Annotated in this window: 17 protein-coding genes; 11 read left to right on the top strand and 6 right to left on the bottom strand. The window is 72.7% G+C overall.

The window, feature by feature from the left end; genetic code table 11:
* Positions 1–49 precede the first annotated feature (49 nt).
* Positions 50–1324: a cytochrome P450 family protein gene (locus IE267_RS36240; RefSeq protein ID WP_189766134.1), complete on the top strand. Its 1275-nt coding sequence runs from the start codon at positions 50–52 to the stop codon at positions 1322–1324.
* A 95-nt stretch (positions 1325–1419) separates the two neighbouring features.
* Positions 1420–2244, top strand: a complete 825-nt coding sequence (locus tag IE267_RS36235) for an SAM-dependent methyltransferase (protein ID WP_167152080.1) — start codon at positions 1420–1422, stop codon at positions 2242–2244.
* Positions 2245–2268: 24 nt separating this feature from the next.
* Here the strand turns inward: IE267_RS36235 and IE267_RS36230 are convergent, their stop codons facing one another.
* From IE267_RS36230 to IE267_RS36220, 3 genes are all read right to left on the bottom strand, one after another.
* Entirely contained in the window at positions 2269–2526 is a 258-nt protein-coding gene (locus IE267_RS36230) for a hypothetical protein (protein ID WP_189766133.1), read from the bottom strand.
* 208 nt (positions 2527–2734) lie between these two features.
* Entirely contained in the window at positions 2735–3634 is a 900-nt protein-coding gene (locus tag IE267_RS36225; RefSeq protein ID WP_167152075.1) for a hypothetical protein, read from the bottom strand.
* Positions 3631–4635: an SPFH domain-containing protein gene (locus IE267_RS36220; RefSeq protein WP_189766132.1), complete on the bottom strand. Its 1005-nt coding sequence runs from the start codon at positions 4633–4635 to the stop codon at positions 3631–3633. The genes IE267_RS36225 and IE267_RS36220 overlap by 4 nt, the downstream gene beginning before the upstream one ends.
* Positions 4636–4938: 303 nt before the next feature.
* On the opposite strand from IE267_RS36220, the gene IE267_RS36215 reads away from it, so the two are divergent.
* Entirely contained in the window at positions 4939–6207 is a 1269-nt protein-coding gene (locus IE267_RS36215) for a polysaccharide deacetylase family protein (protein ID WP_189766131.1), read from the top strand.
* Between the two features lie 305 nt (positions 6208–6512).
* Positions 6513–6713, top strand: coding sequence for a hypothetical protein (locus IE267_RS36210; RefSeq protein WP_167152069.1), 201 nt, complete (start codon positions 6513–6515; stop codon positions 6711–6713).
* Between the two features lie 70 nt (positions 6714–6783).
* Here IE267_RS36210 and IE267_RS36205 read toward each other — a convergent pair whose 3' ends face one another.
* Genes IE267_RS36205 through IE267_RS36195 form a run of 3 tightly spaced genes read right to left on the bottom strand, consistent with a single transcriptional unit; the run spans position 6784 to position 8722 of the window.
* On the bottom strand, positions 6784–7473 hold the full coding sequence (locus tag IE267_RS36205) for a phosphatase PAP2 family protein (protein WP_189766130.1): 690 nt from the start codon (positions 7471–7473) through the stop codon (positions 6784–6786).
* The gene (locus tag IE267_RS36200; protein WP_189766129.1) at positions 7470–8051 is read right to left on the bottom strand and encodes a phosphatase PAP2 family protein; all 582 of its coding nucleotides are present in this window, start codon (positions 8049–8051) and stop codon (positions 7470–7472) included. Before IE267_RS36200 ends, IE267_RS36205 begins: the two co-directional genes overlap by 4 nt.
* On the bottom strand, positions 8051–8722 hold the full coding sequence (locus IE267_RS36195; protein WP_229861628.1) for a DedA family protein: 672 nt from the start codon (positions 8720–8722) through the stop codon (positions 8051–8053). Before IE267_RS36195 ends, IE267_RS36200 begins: the two co-directional genes overlap by 1 nt.
* A 125-nt stretch (positions 8723–8847) precedes the next feature.
* Here IE267_RS36195 and IE267_RS36190 point away from each other — a divergent pair, with 125 nt between their 5' ends.
* From IE267_RS36190 to IE267_RS36160, 7 genes are all read left to right on the top strand, one after another.
* Positions 8848–9243: a BlaI/MecI/CopY family transcriptional regulator gene (locus IE267_RS36190; RefSeq protein ID WP_161253896.1), complete on the top strand. Its 396-nt coding sequence runs from the start codon at positions 8848–8850 to the stop codon at positions 9241–9243.
* The gene (locus IE267_RS36185) at positions 9240–10181 is read left to right on the top strand and encodes a M56 family metallopeptidase (RefSeq protein ID WP_189766128.1); all 942 of its coding nucleotides are present in this window, start codon (positions 9240–9242) and stop codon (positions 10179–10181) included. Before IE267_RS36190 ends, IE267_RS36185 begins: the two co-directional genes overlap by 4 nt.
* 171 nt (positions 10182–10352) lie before the next feature.
* Positions 10353–10901 (top strand): DoxX family membrane protein, encoded by a 549-nt coding sequence (locus IE267_RS36180; protein WP_189766127.1) that lies wholly within the window; start codon positions 10353–10355, stop codon positions 10899–10901.
* A 219-nt stretch (positions 10902–11120) separates the two neighbouring features.
* Positions 11121–13343 carry an MMPL family transporter gene (locus tag IE267_RS36175; RefSeq protein WP_189766126.1) on the top strand — a complete coding sequence of 741 codons (2223 nt, stop codon included), beginning with the start codon at positions 11121–11123 and terminating at the stop codon, positions 13341–13343.
* A 501-nt stretch (positions 13344–13844) separates the two neighbouring features.
* Complete coding sequence (locus IE267_RS40550) at positions 13845–14309, top strand: STAS domain-containing protein (RefSeq protein WP_373304631.1); 465 nt, start codon at positions 13845–13847, stop codon at positions 14307–14309.
* Positions 14281–15030 carry an ANTAR domain-containing protein gene (locus tag IE267_RS36165; RefSeq protein WP_189766124.1) on the top strand — a complete coding sequence of 250 codons (750 nt, stop codon included), beginning with the start codon at positions 14281–14283 and terminating at the stop codon, positions 15028–15030. The genes IE267_RS40550 and IE267_RS36165 overlap by 29 nt, the downstream gene beginning before the upstream one ends.
* 5 nt (positions 15031–15035) lie before the next feature.
* Entirely contained in the window at positions 15036–15782 is a 747-nt protein-coding gene (locus IE267_RS36160) for a GAF and ANTAR domain-containing protein (protein WP_189766123.1), read from the top strand.
* Positions 15783–15818: the final 36 nt, after the last annotated feature.

Below are 15818 nucleotides of genomic sequence, written 5' to 3'. Positions count from 1 at the left end.
TGTACTGGGCGGGTTCATGACGTAGGCCGTCAGTCAGGAGACCGTGCGGATGACCGTGCCGAGCCGTGTGCCCATCGACCCGTTCGGGGCGGACATCGCCGCCGAAAGCGCCCGGCTGCGTGCCCGGGGCCCGATCGTCGCGATCACCCTGCCGGGCGGCATCCCCGCCTGGGCCCCCACCCGGTACGACACGCTCAAGGCGCTGATCCTCGATCCGCGCGTCAGCAAGGACCCGCGCCGGCACTGGTCGCTCTGGCCCGAACTGGACCAACACCCTGACTGGCTCTGGATATTGGGCTGGGTCGGGGTGGTCAACATGCTGTCGACGTACGGGCCCGATCACGCCCGGCTGCGCAAACTCGTCGCCCCCGGCTTCACCGCCCGGCGCACCGAGGCGATGCGCGGCCGGGTCGAGGCGATCACCGCCGAGCTGTTGGACGGCCTTGCCGAGGGCGCGTCCCGTGGTGCGGCCGTCGACCTCAAGGCGGGCTACGCCCACCCGCTCCCGATGCGTCTCATCTGTGAACTCTTCGGCGTGCCCGGTCACTTGACCGAGGCCATCGGCCGGCTGATCGCCGCCGTCTTCGACACCTCCGACCCGAGCCCCGAGCACGGCGCCTTCGTGCAGGAGCAGATCGCCACCGTCCTCCCGGCCCTCGTCGCGTACAAGACCGAGCGACCCGGTGACGACCTGACGACCGAGCTCATCAAGGTGCGGAACGAGGACGGTGACCGGCTCGGCGCCGACGAACTCGTCCACACGCTGCTCCTCGTCATCGGCGCCGGGTTCGAGACCACCGTCAACCTCATCGGCAACGCCGTCGTCGCGCTCCTGGACCACCCCGGCCAGCTCGCCGCCGTCCGTTCGGGCACGATCGGCTGGGACGCCGTCGTCGACGAGACGCTCCGCGTCCACCCCTCGATCGCCAGCCTGCCGTTGCGCTTCGCGGTCAGCGACCTCACGGTCGACGGGGTCACCATCCTGGCGGGCGACGCGATCGTCACCACCTATGCCGCCGCCGGTCTCGACCCGGCGCACTACGGCGACGACGCCGACGCCTTCGACGCGGCCCGGGGCGCCGACGACCATCTCGCCTTCGGCGTCGGTGTCCACCGCTGTATCGGCGCGCCGCTCGCCCGCATGGAGGCGCTCACCGCGCTCCCGGCGCTCTTCGACCGCTTCCCGGATCTCGAACTCGCGGTCGCGCCGACCGAGTTGAAGCAGGTGCCCTCGTTCATCGCCAGTGGCTGGCAGGAAATCCCGGTACGCCTCGGGCGCCTGCCCGGCCCACGGGAGTCCCGTCCCGGGCGCGACCCGGCGTGAGACACCCGCGCGCAACGGCACGTTCTCTGTGACAGTTCGCAACACGAGTATCTAGATTGGCCGTTGACGCAGCGCCGCATCTCCAGGAGACACCCGTGACCGAGAACCCAGCACCCTCGTCGACGCCCGACCATGTGCGCGAACGCATCAACACCGCGCAGCCGCACACCGCCCGCATCTGGAACTACTGGCTCGGCGGCAAGGACAACTACCCCGTCGACCGTGAGGTGGGCGACCAGATCCGCGCGCTGCATCCCGGCATCGGCGACTACGCCCTGGCCGACCGGCTGTTCCTCGGCAGAGCCGTCCGGCATCTGGTGGCCGACCGTGGGGTGCGCCAGTTCCTCGACGTCGGCACCGGACTGCCCACCGCCGACAACACCCACGAGGTCGCCCAGCGCCTCGCGCCGGACGCCAGGATCGTCTACGTCGACAACGACCCGCTGGTCCTGGCGCACGCCCGCGCCCTGCTGACCAGCACCCCCGAGGGCCGCACCGACTACCTCGACGCGGATCTGCGGGACACCGCGACCATCCTGGAGCACGCGTCCAAGACCCTGGACCTGAGCCGGCCGGTCGCCCTCATGCTGCTCGGCGTCGTCATCTTCATCCCCGACGAGTCCGAGGCCCGTGCCCTCGTGCGCGACCTGATGAAGGAGCTCGCGCCGGGCAGCCATCTGGTGCTCTCGCACACGATCACCAGCCCGGCCATGCCCGATGTCGACGCGGCGGTGGCGTTCTGGAACGAGCACGGCACGCCGAAGCTGACCCAGCGCACCCCGGAGCGGGTGGCCGCGTTCTTCGAGGGGCTCGACCTGCTGGAGCCCGGCGTCGTGTCGTGCTCGCGCTGGCGCCCGGAGACGGGCGACACCCTGCCCGACGAGGTCGCCATGTACGGCGGCGTCGGCCACAAGCGCTGATCCGGCGCACGGCGCGCGCCGCGTTCATCGGCGGGGCTGTCCCGATGCGGGCGCCCCGCCGGCGTGCAGGCTGCCGACCAGCGCGAACAGTTCGGCCTCATTGCCCGCGAGCCCGGCCCGCGCCAGCGCTTCGTCCGCCTCGGCGATGACGCCCTCCAGCGAGACGGGAGCCCCCGGCCGGTCCGCGGGGGTGTCGAGGGCGGCGCGCACAGTGCTCAGAAGCCGCAGATAGGCCTGGGCGGCGGAGCGTTCATGGGACGTCATCACGGCGGTGGCGGTCATCGGCAGCCTTCCCTCGGAGTACGGGCTCACCGTTCACGATGCCGTACGCCACTGACAATCGAGGCTCACGGCCCGCTGACGCGCGGCCGATTGTCCCGCGACCCGGCGGCAGCCGCCCGGCCGGCCACCAGTCGGCGTCCCCCTCGATCCGTCGGCCGTCTTCGCCCGACCCGCGAGTCGCGGCCCTCGATCCGTCGGCCGTCGGCCCTCAACCCACCAGCCGCAGCGCGGTGTCCGAGACGCCGACGCTCACCGACTGGCCCCAGGTCAGATCGAGGGCGTCGCCCTCCATACCGTCTCCGAAGGCGACGAGCCGGTCCGACTCGACGGTGATCCGCAGCCGGTGGGAGCCGGACAACTCCCCTTCGACCAGCGAGGTACCGGTCACGGGAGAGGGCCAGGCCTCACGCACGAACCACACCAGGCGCGCGTCCACCCGGGCCGGCAGCGCGGGGGCGTCCGCGCGCTGCTGCCACAGTGAGCGCAGCCAGCCGGTGGCCCCGGTGCCGGTGCCGACCAGGACGCCGGAGGACGCCTGCGCCTCGGTGGTCGCGGCCGGGTCGTCGGGCCCGATGCGGTAACGGGCCGTCTGGTGGCCCGGCGCTCCGAGGTAGATCTCGTTGAGGGCGAGCAGTCGCTGACGGTCGTCGGTGAGCGCCTCCACCATGGTGAGTTCCTCGACCGCGCACCCGCGCCCGGCCGCGGCGGGCAGCAGCCCCGCGGCGGCGGACGCCCGGTGACGCACCAGCACCCCCGGATTGCGCCCCGGTTCCGGGTCGATGCCGATCACCGGCTGACCCGACAGGTACTTGGCCGCGTTGGCGACCAGACCGTCCTGGCCGACCACCACCACGACATCCTCCGACGCGAACAGGAAACGGTCGAGGTCGGCCCGCTCGACCCGGGCCTGGCGCCACTGGGAGGGAATCGCGGACGCCACGCCGGCCAGCGCGCGCAGCGCCCGGTGATGGCGCTCGGCCACCTCGCGGATGTCGCGGCCGCGCGAGGAGAGGAAGAAGTCGGCCTGGCCGTGCGTGCCGTGCCGGGCCAGCAACTCCTCGTACTCCGAGGTGCGGTGGACCAGGACGGCGCGCGGGGCCAGACTCACGCCCGCTCACCCCGGCCGAGCCGGTCGAGCAGCGTGGTCAGCACGTCGGGGGACAGGGTCAGGCTGTCGATCCGGGGCAGGTTCTCGGCCAGCCGGGTCGCGGCCAGTGCGTGCAGGGTCGCCGCGTCCGCCGCGCCGTGCACCTGGAGCCAGGCCGCCTGGGCGCCGGCCCGGGCCTCGCCCGAGGCGCGGGCCGCTGCCGCCTCGGCCTCGGCGAGCCGTACCGTACGGGCGGCCTCCGCCTCGGTGCGTACCGCGTCGGCGGCGGCCGCCTCCTCGGCCTCCCGACGGGTGTTGGTGCCGCGCTGTTCCACCAACTGCTCCTCGCGGCGGGCCAGTTCGATGCGGCTGGCGAGTTCGTTCTCGGCGATGGTGCGCTCCCGCTCGACGGCCACGGCCCGTCGTTCGTAGGTCGCCCGGTCCGCCTCCTGCTGGATGCGCTCGCGTGCCGGGGTCCGCAGTGCCCGCTCGACCTCGGGCTCGGGGCGGATCGCGACGACCCGCACCGCGACCACCTCGATGCCGGTCGAGGGCAGCCGGGGCTCCGCCGCGAGCCCGGCCGCGATCCGCTCCCGCACCGCGGCGACGCCGTCGGCCAGCGCGGCCGACAGGGCGGTGCGTGCCAGGACGTCCAGGGCGTGCTGCTGCGCGGTCTCGGTGAGCAGGGTCGACAGCTGTTCCAGGGGGTCGCCCCGCCAGATCCCGGTGTCCGGATCGATCGAGAAGTCGAGGCGGTCGGCGGCGGTGCCCGGCTCGCTGATCCGGTACGTCACGGTCGCCTGCACGGTGACGTCCTGGAAGTCGGCGGTGCGGGCGTGGAAGGCCATGGCCAGTTCCCGGTCGTTGACCGGCACTTCGGACAGCGCGGCGCTGAGCGGCCGGAACCAGAAGCTGAGCCCGACGCCGTCATGGGCCGGACGGCCGTTCCTGTGGTGCCGGATGTACGAGGTGGGCGCGGAGCGCAGATGACGCCGCCCCAGGCGCCGGGAGATGTCGGCCATGGTGGAACCCCTCTCTTTTCGTCAGTCAGACGATAGAGGCACGGCTTTTTATCGTCAAGGTGACGGGAAAGGGGGAAGGCTGTTTGTCCCGGCGCGAGTTGGCGGGGTGGTGCCGGGGTGGGGGCGGCACCGCCCGGTGCTCGCGCGGCGGCTCGGTGGACGCATGGTGAGTGTGTGATTACGCGTGGTGACGACGCGCCCCTTGTGGTATGGCGGGCGGCTCAATATGGGGGGATATCGGGTTAATTAATGACCATCCGGTCTACACATCTGGGGTCCGTGGGATGAGTGACGGGAGCTGGCATGCGGGACATCGGTCGAAGGGAATTGCTGGGCGCGGGACTTGGGGCCGCCGCGGCGGCGGGTCTGGCCGGCTGCGGCTCGCTGGGGGGTGGTGGCTCCGCCGGTTCGAGTCGCCCGGGGCAAGGCCCCGCGAAGCCCGCAAAGCCGCAGGCCAGGTTGATCGGTGACGGTTCGACCGCGGACACGGGCAAGCAGCCGAACCAGCCCGACAAGCCCATTCCGCTCGAACCCGGCGAGACCCCGCCGCAGTTCGTGATCTTCTCCTGGGACGGCGCGGGCGAGGTCGGCAACGGGCTCTTCCCGCGCTTCCTCGAACTGGCCAGGAACCACGGGGCGGGGATGACGTTCTTCCTCTCCGGCCTCTATCTGCTCCCGGAGTCGAAGAAGCGCCTCTACCAGCCGCCGAACAACCCCGTGGGCGCCTCCGACATCGGCTACCTCAGCGACGCGCACCTGAAGGAGACGCTGAAGTACACCAGGCAGGCCTGGTCGGAGGGTCACGAGATCGGCACGCACTTCAACGGCCACTTCTGCGGCGGCTCGGGATCGGTCGCCAACTGGACCCCGGCCCAGTGGAACAGCGAGATCGACCAGGCGGTCTCGTTCGTCACCGAGTGGCGCACCAACACCGGCTGGACGGACGAGGAGCCGCTGCCGTTCGACTACCACAGGGAACTCGTCGGCGGCCGCACACCCTGTCTGCTCGGCCAGGACAACCTGCTGCCCGCCGCGAAGGAACGCGGCTGGCGCTACGACGCCTCCTCACCCGGCGGCCGGCAGATGTGGCCGGAGAAGCGCCACGGCGTATGGGACCTTCCGCTGCAGGGCATCCCGTTCCCCGGCCATTCCTTCGACGTCCTGTCGATGGACTACAACATCCTCGCCAACCAGTCGAAGAACACCACCAAGGGCATGCCGTCCCGCTATCCCGCCTGGCGGGCGCAGGCCACCGCCTCGTACCTGGCGGGCTTCAAGCGCGCGTACGAGACCAACCGTGCGCCCTTCTACATCGGCAACCACTTCGAGGAGTGGAACGGCGGGATCTACATGGATGCCGTCGAGGAAGCGCTGAAGGGGATGGCCGGCAAGCAGGACGTACGCCTGGTGTCGTTCCGTCAGTTCGTGGACTGGCTGGACGTGCAGGACCCCAGGGTGCTCGACCGGCTGCGCTCGCTGGAAGTGGGGCAGGCGCCTCCGGGCGGCTGGAACGCCTTCTTCAAGGCGGCCGGAACCGCAGGCGTCAAGGGGCCGTCGGGAGCGCCCAGTTGACGGGTGTCCGGCCGCGCTCACTCGTACGGGCGCCCGCTCCCGTACTTTGCCCGGATCGGGTCTGACCGTCACATCCTGCGGGGATGTATGCCGTCAAGGGCAACACGCCGGATGCGGCGGAGCGGTTCGGGAGGCGCCGGGAGGCGGGCTTCCTCGCACCGGGGTCTGCTCGGTGCAGGGAAGCGGGCCCGGCCGGGTCGGCCGGTGCGAGGGTGCGCCGGCTCCGCGCGGCCGCGCACGCCGGTCGGCCGCGGCGCTCGGAGCGCGAAGCGGCCCCGGTGCGGCCGGGGCGGAGGGAGCACATCATGCGTGAACTGCGAGCGGAAGCGGTTCTCGGCCGGGCGGGCGAGGAGGGGCGGGACGCGCTCCTGTGGCACGTGATGAGCACCGACGACCCGACCACGCTGTGCGGCCGCAGCCTCGACCGCCATGAGGCCGCGAAGCCGCCGAAGCCGGACTTGAGCGATGCCGACCGCTACTGCGGAGCCTGCATGGCCGCCTGCTGAACCACGGAGGGGAGCGAACGGGGGCCGAGGGTGGGGCGGTTGACACTCGGTGACCGAACGGGCTGTTTCCTCAGGGGAGTTGAGTGCGCGAAGGGGAATCCCGGGCCGGTGGGGGACCGACGGTTCCCAGGGTGCGTACGAGAGGGGCCGCCGCCAGTGAAGCGAGGGCGAGCCAGAGGGCGGCGAACAGCCAGCCGCCCAACACGTCGCTCGCCCAGTGCACCCCCAGGTAGACCCGCGAGAGGCCGACGGCGACCGCCCACAGGACGAGCAGGGCGACCGTGAACCGGGCGGCGGACAGGCGGGAGCGGGTCAGCACCGCCCAGATCAGGAGGCCCGCCGTGAGCGCGCTCGTGGCGGTGTGCCCGGAGGGGAAGGAGTGGCCGGACGCGGTGGTCGCCCAGTCGACGGCGTCCGGGCGCGGGCGGGCGACGGCCGCCATCAGGCCGTACCGCACCCCTTGGCCGACGAGGAGCACCGCGAGCGTGGCGGCAGTGGCGTACCGGCGCTGTCTGCTGTTCCGGCCCGCGATCAGGCCCGCGACGACGGCCAGGGCGTAGGGGAGCACCCCGGTGCCGGTCGCGGTGACGGCGCGGGCCACGGCCACGGCGACCGGCGGCCGGTGGTCGAGCGGCCAGCGGTGCAGGGCGAGGTCGCCCGGCAGCGGCGCCCCGTGCCGCACGACGACGAGCACCGTGAGCGGCGTCAGGAGGAACAGCAGCCCGCAGGCCGCGATGCCCGTGCGCCGGGCCGACGTCATCGAGCCGTCACCAGCGGCCGCAGCCGGGTGTCGCCGAGCCGCTCCACGAAGGGCGCCGCCCGGCGCGCGGCGAGCGTGAGGACGAGGCCGACCAGTGCTCCGACCACCAGGCCGACCACCACGTCGTGCGGGTAGTGCGCCCCGACCCAGACCCGTGAGGCCGCCATCAGGAGGGCGGCCGGAACCGCGATCGCGCCCAGCTTCCGGTCCGTGAGCAGGACGGCGGCCGCGGCCGCGGCGGCGATCGCCGCGTGGTTGCTGGGGAACGACCAGTCGCCGAGCGGCGGACAGGCCTCGACGGTCAGCGTGTGCAGCGTCTGACAGGGCCGTTGCTCGTGGACGACCGCCTTGAAGAGGTCGTTGACCGCGTACGCCGCGACGACGACGAACGGGGCGGCGAGCGCCATGGCGGTGCGGACGGTGCCGAGCGGCCGGGCCCGCCACCAGGCGAGGACCATCAGGACCGCGAACAGTGCGAGCCCGTAGTCCGACCAGAGCGCGATCAGCGTGTCCACGGGGCCGGGCGTGCGGTGCGCCAGGTCGGTGACCCACGTGTAGAAGCCGTCGTCGAAGTGCATCAGCGCGCGTCCTCGGGGGCCGTGCGCGCGCGGCGGGCACGCAGGATCTCCAGGGCGACCGGGATGAGCGAGACGGCGACGACCAGCGCGACGAGCGGCAGCAGGTAGTGGTCGATGTTCGGTACGGACGAGCCGAGCGCGTAACCGCCGAGGACCAGCGCGCAGGTCCACACGAGGCCGCCGAGGACCTGCCAGAGGGCGAAGACCCGGGCCGGTACGCCGAGCGCCCCCGCGAGCGGGTTGAGCACCGTGCGGACGATCGGCACGAAGCGTGCCAGCACGATCGCCTTCGCGTGTCCGTACTTGGCCAGCAGTTCCTCGGCCCGGGCCGCGCCCTCGTGCAGCTTGCGGGACCGGCTGCGGGCCAGCAGCGCGCGCCCGCCGCGGCGGCCGATCCAGTAGCCCACCTGGGCGCCGACCAGCGCGCCGATCACCGAGCAGACCAGGACCTGCGGCAGGGAGAGCGTCACGGGTCCGCTGCCGCCGGGCACGCACAGCAGGCCCGCGGTGAAGAGCAGGGAGTCGCCCGGGAGCAGGAAGCCGACGAGGAGACCGGTCTCCGCGAAGAGCACCACCGCGATGCCCAGGGCCCCGAAGGCGGCGAGCAGCGAGCCCGCGTCGAGGACGTTCACGGCCTGTGGGGCCGCTGCGAACAGGGGTACGACAGCCATGTCAGTGGGCCCTCCCATAATGGTGTTCGGGCCGCTCGTCCACGGGGGACGCACCGGGCCCGGCTGACTACAGTGATGTAGACGGTCTACAGCACTGTAGACGAATGATGCGGGAGGAGCGTTCCATGACGGTCACGGGAGACGCCGGACACGGGGACGGACGACGCCCCGCGGGCGAACTGGAAGCCGGGGTCCTGGCCGCGCTCTGGGCCGCGGATGCGCCCCTGACCCCGGGCGAGGTCCAGACGGAACTCGGCGGTCGCCTCGCCCGCACCACCGTGACCACGATCCTCTCGCGCCTCCACGACAAGGGCGCCGTCACCCGCACGCGTGTCGGGCGCGGCTACGCGTACACCCCCACGGAGGACGCGCCGGGCCTCACCGCCCGCCGTATGCACACCGAACTGGCCAAGGAGGAGGACCGCTCCACGGTCCTCGCCCGTTTCGTCTCCCAGCTCAGCGACGAGGACGAACAACTGCTGCGCTCCCTCCTGGAGGAGTCCGGGGGCGACGGGCAATGATCTTCTCGGTCTGGATCCCGCTCCTCGTGCCGTTCCTCGCGGTGCCCGCCGCCCGCAGGCTCGCCGAGGCCCTGCCGCCCCGGCCCGCGGCCTGGCTGCTGGCCGCCGCGGCCACCGGCCTCGCCGCCTGCTCGACGGCCGCCCTCGGCCTGATCGCGCTGGCCGGCGCGCTCCGGTTGCCCTTCTTCGCCTCGCTCGAAGACCTGACGTCCCCGCTGGACGCGCTCCCGACCTGGCTCGCCTTCCCCGCGGCGGCCACCGCGGCCGGTCTCGTCGCCGCCTCGTGCGTGGCCCTGATCCGCACCGCCCGTCGCCACCTGGCCGAACTGCGTGCCGCCCACGGCCGGTTGACGCCCGGCACCGGTGAGCTCGCCGTGCTGCGCGACCCGACACCGGATGCCTACGCGCTGCCCGGCCGCCCCGGCCGCATCGTCGTCACCACCGGCATGCTGCGCGCCCTCGGCCCCGCCGAGCGCGAGGCCCTGTTCGCCCATGAGCGGGCCCACCTCAAGAGCCGCCATCATCTGTTCCTGGCCGCCGCCGAACTCGCCGCGCACTGCCATCCGTCGCTGCGCTCGCTGCGTGCCCCGCTCGCCTACGCCCTGGAACGGGCCGCCGACGAGTACGCCGCCGGGGCCGTGGGCGACCGTAAGCTCGCCGCCCGGGCGATCGGCCGCGCCGCCCTCGCCACACGCGCCGCCGAACCGAGCGCGGCCCGCCCCCGCGCGGTGCTGGCCGCGGCGGTCGGTCCGGTCCCGCGCAGGGTCGCGGCCCTGCTCGACCGCCGCCCCGCGCCCAGGCTGCCCCGCTCGCGCGGCGCCCGGCTCATAGCGGCGGTCCTGCTCGGCTGCCTGTGCGCCTCGGCGGCCTCGGCGGTCGAGGCCGCCGCGGATCTGCACGGGGGCATCGAGATAGCCCAGGGCGAGGCCCAGCGCTGAGGGTCGCGGGGGAGCGGGTGCTTCGGTGCGGGCCGGGGTGGCCCGCACCGGCCGTGCGGGGCGCCGCGCCGCCGGGGCCGTGACCCGTACGGCCCAGCAACGCTGAGGGTCGCAGCCGCGTGCCCCGGAGAGTGGATCCCGAGTCCACCGCCGCACGCCCTGGGAGACGCCATGACCTGCCTCAACCGACGCGACCTCGGACTGCTCGTGCTGCGGGCCGGCACCGGCGCGGTCCTGATGGCCCACGGCGCCCAGAAGCTCTTCGGCTGCTTCGGCGGCGGCGGGCTCGAAGGCACCGCGGCGGCCATGGAACACATGGGCTTCACCCCCGGCAAGCAGAGCGCCGTCGCCGCCGGGCTCGGCGAGATGGGCGGCGGCGCCCTGCTGACCCTGGGCCTCGCCACCCCGGCCGCCGGAGCGGCGGCGGCCGGGGCCATGGCGGGCGCCGTGGCCGTCCATGCGCCGGCGGGCTTCTTCGCCCAGGGCGGCGGCTTCGAGTACCCGGCGTTCCTCGGCTTCACCGCCGCCGCGATCGGCCTCGCGGGCGCGGGGCGCTACTCACTCGACCACGCAACGGATCACGTACTGGACCAGCCCTGGACCGTCGCCCTCGCCTTCCTCGGCAGCGCCGTGGCGGCCGCGGCCGTGGTCGGACGCCGAGCCAGGAACCAGGAGCGCGAGCAGGACCAGGAGCAGGACGGAGTCGAGACCTTCGGCTGAGGCCCCCGGCCCCCGGCCGCAGGACGGAGCCGAGGCCTCCGCCCGAGCCGAGCGGCAGCGGCCCCCCCCCCCGGCCCCCCCCGGGTCCCCAGGCGCCCGCCCGGGCCGGTGTCGCCCCTCCCTCCTCGCGTCTCCGCCCCTCCCTCCCACCTCCCCCCTTCCCTTCCGTCCCGAACAGTGCGCCGCGGCTCTCCTCGCACGGCAGACAGGGTCACGACCATGAAGAACGACTCGCCCGCAGAACCCGGCACCGGACTGCTGCACCGCCTCGGAAGCTGGTGTGCCCGGCACGCCTGGCGGGTCGTCGTGGGCTGGCTCGTCCTGCTCGTCGTGATCGGCGTGGCCCACGGGCGGTGGGGCGGAAGCTTCGCGGACAGTTTCTCGCTGCCCGGCACCAGCACCCAGACCGGCGCGGACCTGCTCAAGGCCCACGGCGGTACGTCCGGAACCACCGCCCCGATCGTGATCAAGTCCGATCAGGGCTCGGTCGCCAACCACCAGGCATCGGTCGAGGCGGCGGTGAACAACCTCAAGCGTCTGCCCGACGTGGTCTCCGTGAACGATCCGCTCACCACCCCCGGGGCCGTCTCGCCGCACGGCGACATCGCCCAGATCGGCGTCACGTTCACCAGCAACCCCGCCGGCTTCGACCACTCGTACGTCGGCAAGGTCGACACCGCCGTGCAGCCGCTGCGCGCCGATCACGTGGAGGTCGAATACGGCGATCCGCTCGGGCAGTTGGCCGCACCGAAGGCCGCCGACCTGACCTCGGAGATGATCGGCCTCGGCGTCGCCCTCCTGGTGCTCCTGATCGGTTTCGGCAGCGTCGCGGCCGCGGCGCTGCCGCTCGTGACCGCCGTCCTCGGTCTCGCCGTCGGCCTCGCCGGACTCGGCCTGCTCGCCGCCCAGTTCAGCTTCGGAGAGGCCGCCCCGACGCTGGCCGCGATGATGGGCCTGGGCGTCGGCATCGACTACGCCCTGTTCCTGTCCACCCGCTACCGAGCACTCCTCGGCACCGACGAGATCGGGGGCGCCGGCCATGGCCTCGACCCCGCCGAGGCGGTCGGCCGCACCGTGGCCACCAGTGGGCGGTCCGTCCTGGTCGCCGCCGCGACCGTGGCCATTGCGCTGGCCGGCCTGTACGTCTCGGGCATGAGCTTCATCGGCACCCTGGGTGCGGCGGCGGGGCTGACCGTGATCGTCGCGGCTGCCGCATCCGTGACGCTCACCCCCGCCCTCCTGGGCCTGCTCGGCCGCCGCATCGACCGCCTGCGCGTCCGTACGCCGGTCGCCGAACCCACCGGCACCAACGACGTCTGGCACCGCTGGGCCGCCCGGGTCGGCCGCAGCCCCTGGCTCTTCCTCGTGGCGGGCCTGGTCGTGCTCGGCGTTCTCGCCATCCCGGTCGGCTCGCTGCACCTGGGCCACATCGACGCCGGGGCCCAGCCCACCTCCAGTACCGACCGGCGGGCCTACGACCTCATCAGCCAGGGCTTCGGACCCGGCGCCAACGGGCCGATCACCGTCGTCGCCAAGCTCGACAGCGAGCAGGCCGCCGACCCGTCCCAGAGCCAGGCCCTCGCCACCACTCTGCAGCACGATCTGTCGGCGGCCCCCGGCGTCGCGTCCGTGACGCCCCCCAAGCCCACCCCCGACCACGCCCTGCTGGTCAGCACGGTCACTCTGGCGACCGGCCCGCAGGACCGGGCCACCACCGACCTGATCCACACCCTTGAGGACCACACCGTGCCCGACGCCCTCTCCGGCACCGGTGCCACCGGCTATGTCACGGGACCCACGGTCTCGGGGCAGACGTTCACCGACACCCTCGTGGCGAAACTGCCGCTGATCATCGGCGTGGTCGTCGCCGCCGCGTTCGTCCTGCTGCTCTGCGTCTTCCGCAGCCCGCTGGTGGCGCTCAAGGCTGCCGTCCTGAACCTGTTCTCCATCGCCGCGGCCTACGGTGTGGTGGTCGCGGTCTTCCAATGGGGCTGGGGCGGCTCGCTGTTGGGCGTCGGCGAGAAGGTGCCGATCGAGTCCTACGTGCCGATGATGATGTTCGCGATCATCTTCGGGCTCTCGATGGACTACGAGGTCTTCCTGCTGGCCCGCATCCGCGAAACATGGCTGCACCGCGGCGACAACCACCTCTCCGTCGCCACCGGCCTCGCCGCCACGGCGCGCGTCATCACCTGTGCGGCGCTCATCATGACCAGCGTCTTCCTGGCGTTCATGCTCTCCCCGAACGTCGTGGTGAAGATGCTCGCGCTCGGCCTCGGCGTGAGTGTGATCGTCGACGCGACGGTCGTCCGCCTGCTGCTCGTGCCCGCGACGATGTACCTCTTCGGCCGCGCCAACTGGTGGATTCCCGCCTGGCTGGACCGTCGGCTCCCCAGACTCGACCCCGAAGGTCCCGCACAGCCTCCGAAACCGGCCGCCTAGACCGAGCGCGTCGCCAGCCCAGACGCGGAAGCCGCAACGTGCGCGCGGGTACGTGCGCGCACGGCCCGCGTACCTGGCCACCTCGGTCTTCGCTCCGTCGCACGGTCACCGTGAGCTGCGGACGTCGCGGCCCCGTCGGGGGTGATGCCGCCCTCGACCCGGTCCGCGGCGGTATTCGGAAGAAGCTGCGCCTCTCTGCCGGGAAGGCCGCTCGGATGGGCCCGACAACGCGCAACGGCGTTGAGGCGGACTGTTCCCGTGGGCATGTCGGGGCTAGCCTGTTGCTGCGTCCCAGCCCCCGACGCGGTCGGCAAGATGTCGCAGGTGCCCGTAGAGACGGGTCCGTCGGCTGCCGCGGCGGGCCTCACCCGGGGCCGTGTCGCGGACGGTCGGACGGATGTCGGTGCGGGCTCCTCCTGGGCGCTTCTCCGTGAACGGCCTGACCGGCAGGAACCAGCGGTATCCACCGGGTCGGCGCGGCGGTGCGGGAACTGAGGTGCTGTGCTCGCTGCTCCGCCCGAGCCGTCCATCCGGCACAGGTACAGGGTTTTGTCGTCGGTCGTGCTGCGCGGCGAGACGGATTCGGAGGCAACGTTCCGGGGACGAAAGGCCGTTGAATCCTGCCCGCTGCGGCCGCGGCCGGGCATCGCCATCGAGATGTCGGCCCTCACCTTCCGCGACGTCAGTGGGCTGAACGTCCTTCCGGAGGCAGTCCGGCGTGCCATCGACGCGGGGCGTCGCCTGGACCTTCGCGGGTTGTCCCCTCAGGTCCGCCGACTCGTCTGCCCGGCGGCAGCCGACCGCGTCCTGCTCGTCCCGTCCTCGGGGCGACGCCTCTTGCGGGCCGCCGCGCGGCGCCTCTCGTACCGGCTCCGGCATGGTGCCCCCTGTCGCATTTCCCCGCGCCACGGGCGGCGTGGGGCCGGGAGAAGAGCCGATGATCCAGGCGGAGTCCGTGATCAGTGACCAGATGGCAGAAGCCATCCGTCTGCTGGATGACGCCCCTTGGACAGGCGGCGTCGACGAGGCGATCGAGGCGGCCCTCACCGCGCTCGACGTCGCGGGTCTCGCCGTGACACTGGCAACTCCCGAGACGGGGATGGAGCCGGTGGTGTGCTCCGGCGAGGCGGCACGGAGGTTCGAGGACCTGCAGTTCACGGTGGGCGAGGGCCCGGGGGTGGATGCCCTGCGCAGCGGGACCCTTGTCCTGGTGGCCGACCTGACCGAGGAACGCGCCGGCTGCTGGCCTCTGCTGCGGGGCGAGGTGCTGGGGCTGCGGCTGCGGTCGGTGTTCTGCTTCCCGATGACCCTCGGCGCGATCCGGATCGGCGTGCTGAGCGCCATCCGCCCCACCGCGAGCCGCCTCACCTGGCAGCAGCTGGACGACGCGTTGGCCCTGGCCGCGGCCCTGACCCACTGGTACCTGACCCGGACGGCGTCCGCGATCGACCGGACCGGACCCCTTCCCCTCACTCAAAGCCTGGGGCACGCCGAGATCCACCAGGCGACCGGCATGGTCAGCGTCCAGCTGCGTCTGCCCCTGGCCCAGGCCCTGCAGGCACTGCGCGCCCACGCCTACGGACAGAGCCGCCCCGTCACCGACCTCGCTCACGACATCGTCACCAGAAGGCTGCGCCTGCCCTCCACGGGAGATGACACGCCCCCCTCCGTGACAGACAAGGACTGATCGTCATGCCGCGCGAACAGCAGCTCTCCCAGATCTTCCTCGACGTCGCCGACACCCTGGTCGCCGATTTCGACATCATCGAATTCCTCCAGCGGTTCACCGAGAACTGCGCCCGTCTCCTCGGCGTCGACGCGGCCGGGATCCTCCTCGCCGACGAAGAAGGCCATCTGCGCCTCCTCGCCGCCTCCGACGAGAACACCCGGCTCCTTGAGGTATTCGCCACCCAGCACGAACAGGGTCCCTGCGTGGACTGCTACCACAGCGGCCTCACCCGCCTCGACATCGACCTCACCGACCCCGACACCACACACGCCTGGCCTCAGTTCGCCACCGCCGCACAGAAGATCGGCTACACCACCACCAACGCCTTCCCCCTGCGCCTGCGCGAGAGCGTCATCGGTGCGCTCGGTCTGTTCCAGAACGTTCCCGCCCCGCTCGGCGAGGAGGACCTGCTCCTTGCGCAGGCCCTGGCGGACATGGCGACCATCGGCATACTCCAGCAGCGCACCCTGGCCCACAGCGAAGTCGAACGCTCCCAGCTCCAGTACGCCCTGACCAGCCGCATCATCCTGGAACAGGTCAAAGGGATACTCGCGGAGCGCTGGGGGACCAGCGTCGACGACGCCTTCACCGCCCTGCGCGCCTACGCCCGCTCCCACCACCACCGCCTCACCCAACTCGCCCTCGACATCACCACCGGCCGCTTCGACACCGCCCACATCCCCCGTCCCGCACCCCCGGCACAACAGTGAGCCTCCCGACCCCGCGCCGGCCAGGTGTGCCCCGTA

The organism is Streptomyces xanthochromogenes (assembly GCF_014650455.1).
Lineage (GTDB): Bacteria > Actinomycetota > Actinomycetes > Streptomycetales > Streptomycetaceae > Streptomyces > Streptomyces xanthochromogenes.
Note: the sequence above shows the minus strand (reverse complement) of the source record. Positions and strands in the feature narration are given on the sequence as shown.

Coding starts and splice junctions, on each gene's coding strand:
- IE267_RS36240 (WP_189766134.1), top strand. CDS start 50: ATGACCGTGCCGAGCCGTGTGCCCATCGACCCGTTCGGGGCGGACATC.
- IE267_RS36230 (WP_189766133.1), bottom strand. CDS start 2,526: ATGACCGCCACCGCCGTGATGACGTCCCATGAACGCTCCGCCGCCCAG.
- IE267_RS36220 (WP_189766132.1), bottom strand. CDS start 4,635: ATGGCCGACATCTCCCGGCGCCTGGGGCGGCGTCATCTGCGCTCCGCG.
- IE267_RS36215 (WP_189766131.1), top strand. CDS start 4,939: ATGCGGGACATCGGTCGAAGGGAATTGCTGGGCGCGGGACTTGGGGCC.
- IE267_RS36210 (WP_167152069.1), top strand. CDS start 6,513: ATGCGTGAACTGCGAGCGGAAGCGGTTCTCGGCCGGGCGGGCGAGGAG.
- IE267_RS36205 (WP_189766130.1), bottom strand. CDS start 7,473: ATGACGTCGGCCCGGCGCACGGGCATCGCGGCCTGCGGGCTGCTGTTC.
- IE267_RS36200 (WP_189766129.1), bottom strand. CDS start 8,051: ATGCACTTCGACGACGGCTTCTACACGTGGGTCACCGACCTGGCGCAC.
- IE267_RS36195 (WP_229861628.1), bottom strand. CDS start 8,722: ATGGCTGTCGTACCCCTGTTCGCAGCGGCCCCACAGGCCGTGAACGTC.
- IE267_RS36190 (WP_161253896.1), top strand. CDS start 8,848: ATGACGGTCACGGGAGACGCCGGACACGGGGACGGACGACGCCCCGCG.
- IE267_RS36185 (WP_189766128.1), top strand. CDS start 9,240: ATGATCTTCTCGGTCTGGATCCCGCTCCTCGTGCCGTTCCTCGCGGTG.
- IE267_RS36180 (WP_189766127.1), top strand. CDS start 10,353: ATGACCTGCCTCAACCGACGCGACCTCGGACTGCTCGTGCTGCGGGCC.
- IE267_RS36175 (WP_189766126.1), top strand. CDS start 11,121: ATGAAGAACGACTCGCCCGCAGAACCCGGCACCGGACTGCTGCACCGC.
- IE267_RS36165 (WP_189766124.1), top strand. CDS start 14,281: ATGATCCAGGCGGAGTCCGTGATCAGTGACCAGATGGCAGAAGCCATC.
- IE267_RS36160 (WP_189766123.1), top strand. CDS start 15,036: ATGCCGCGCGAACAGCAGCTCTCCCAGATCTTCCTCGACGTCGCCGAC.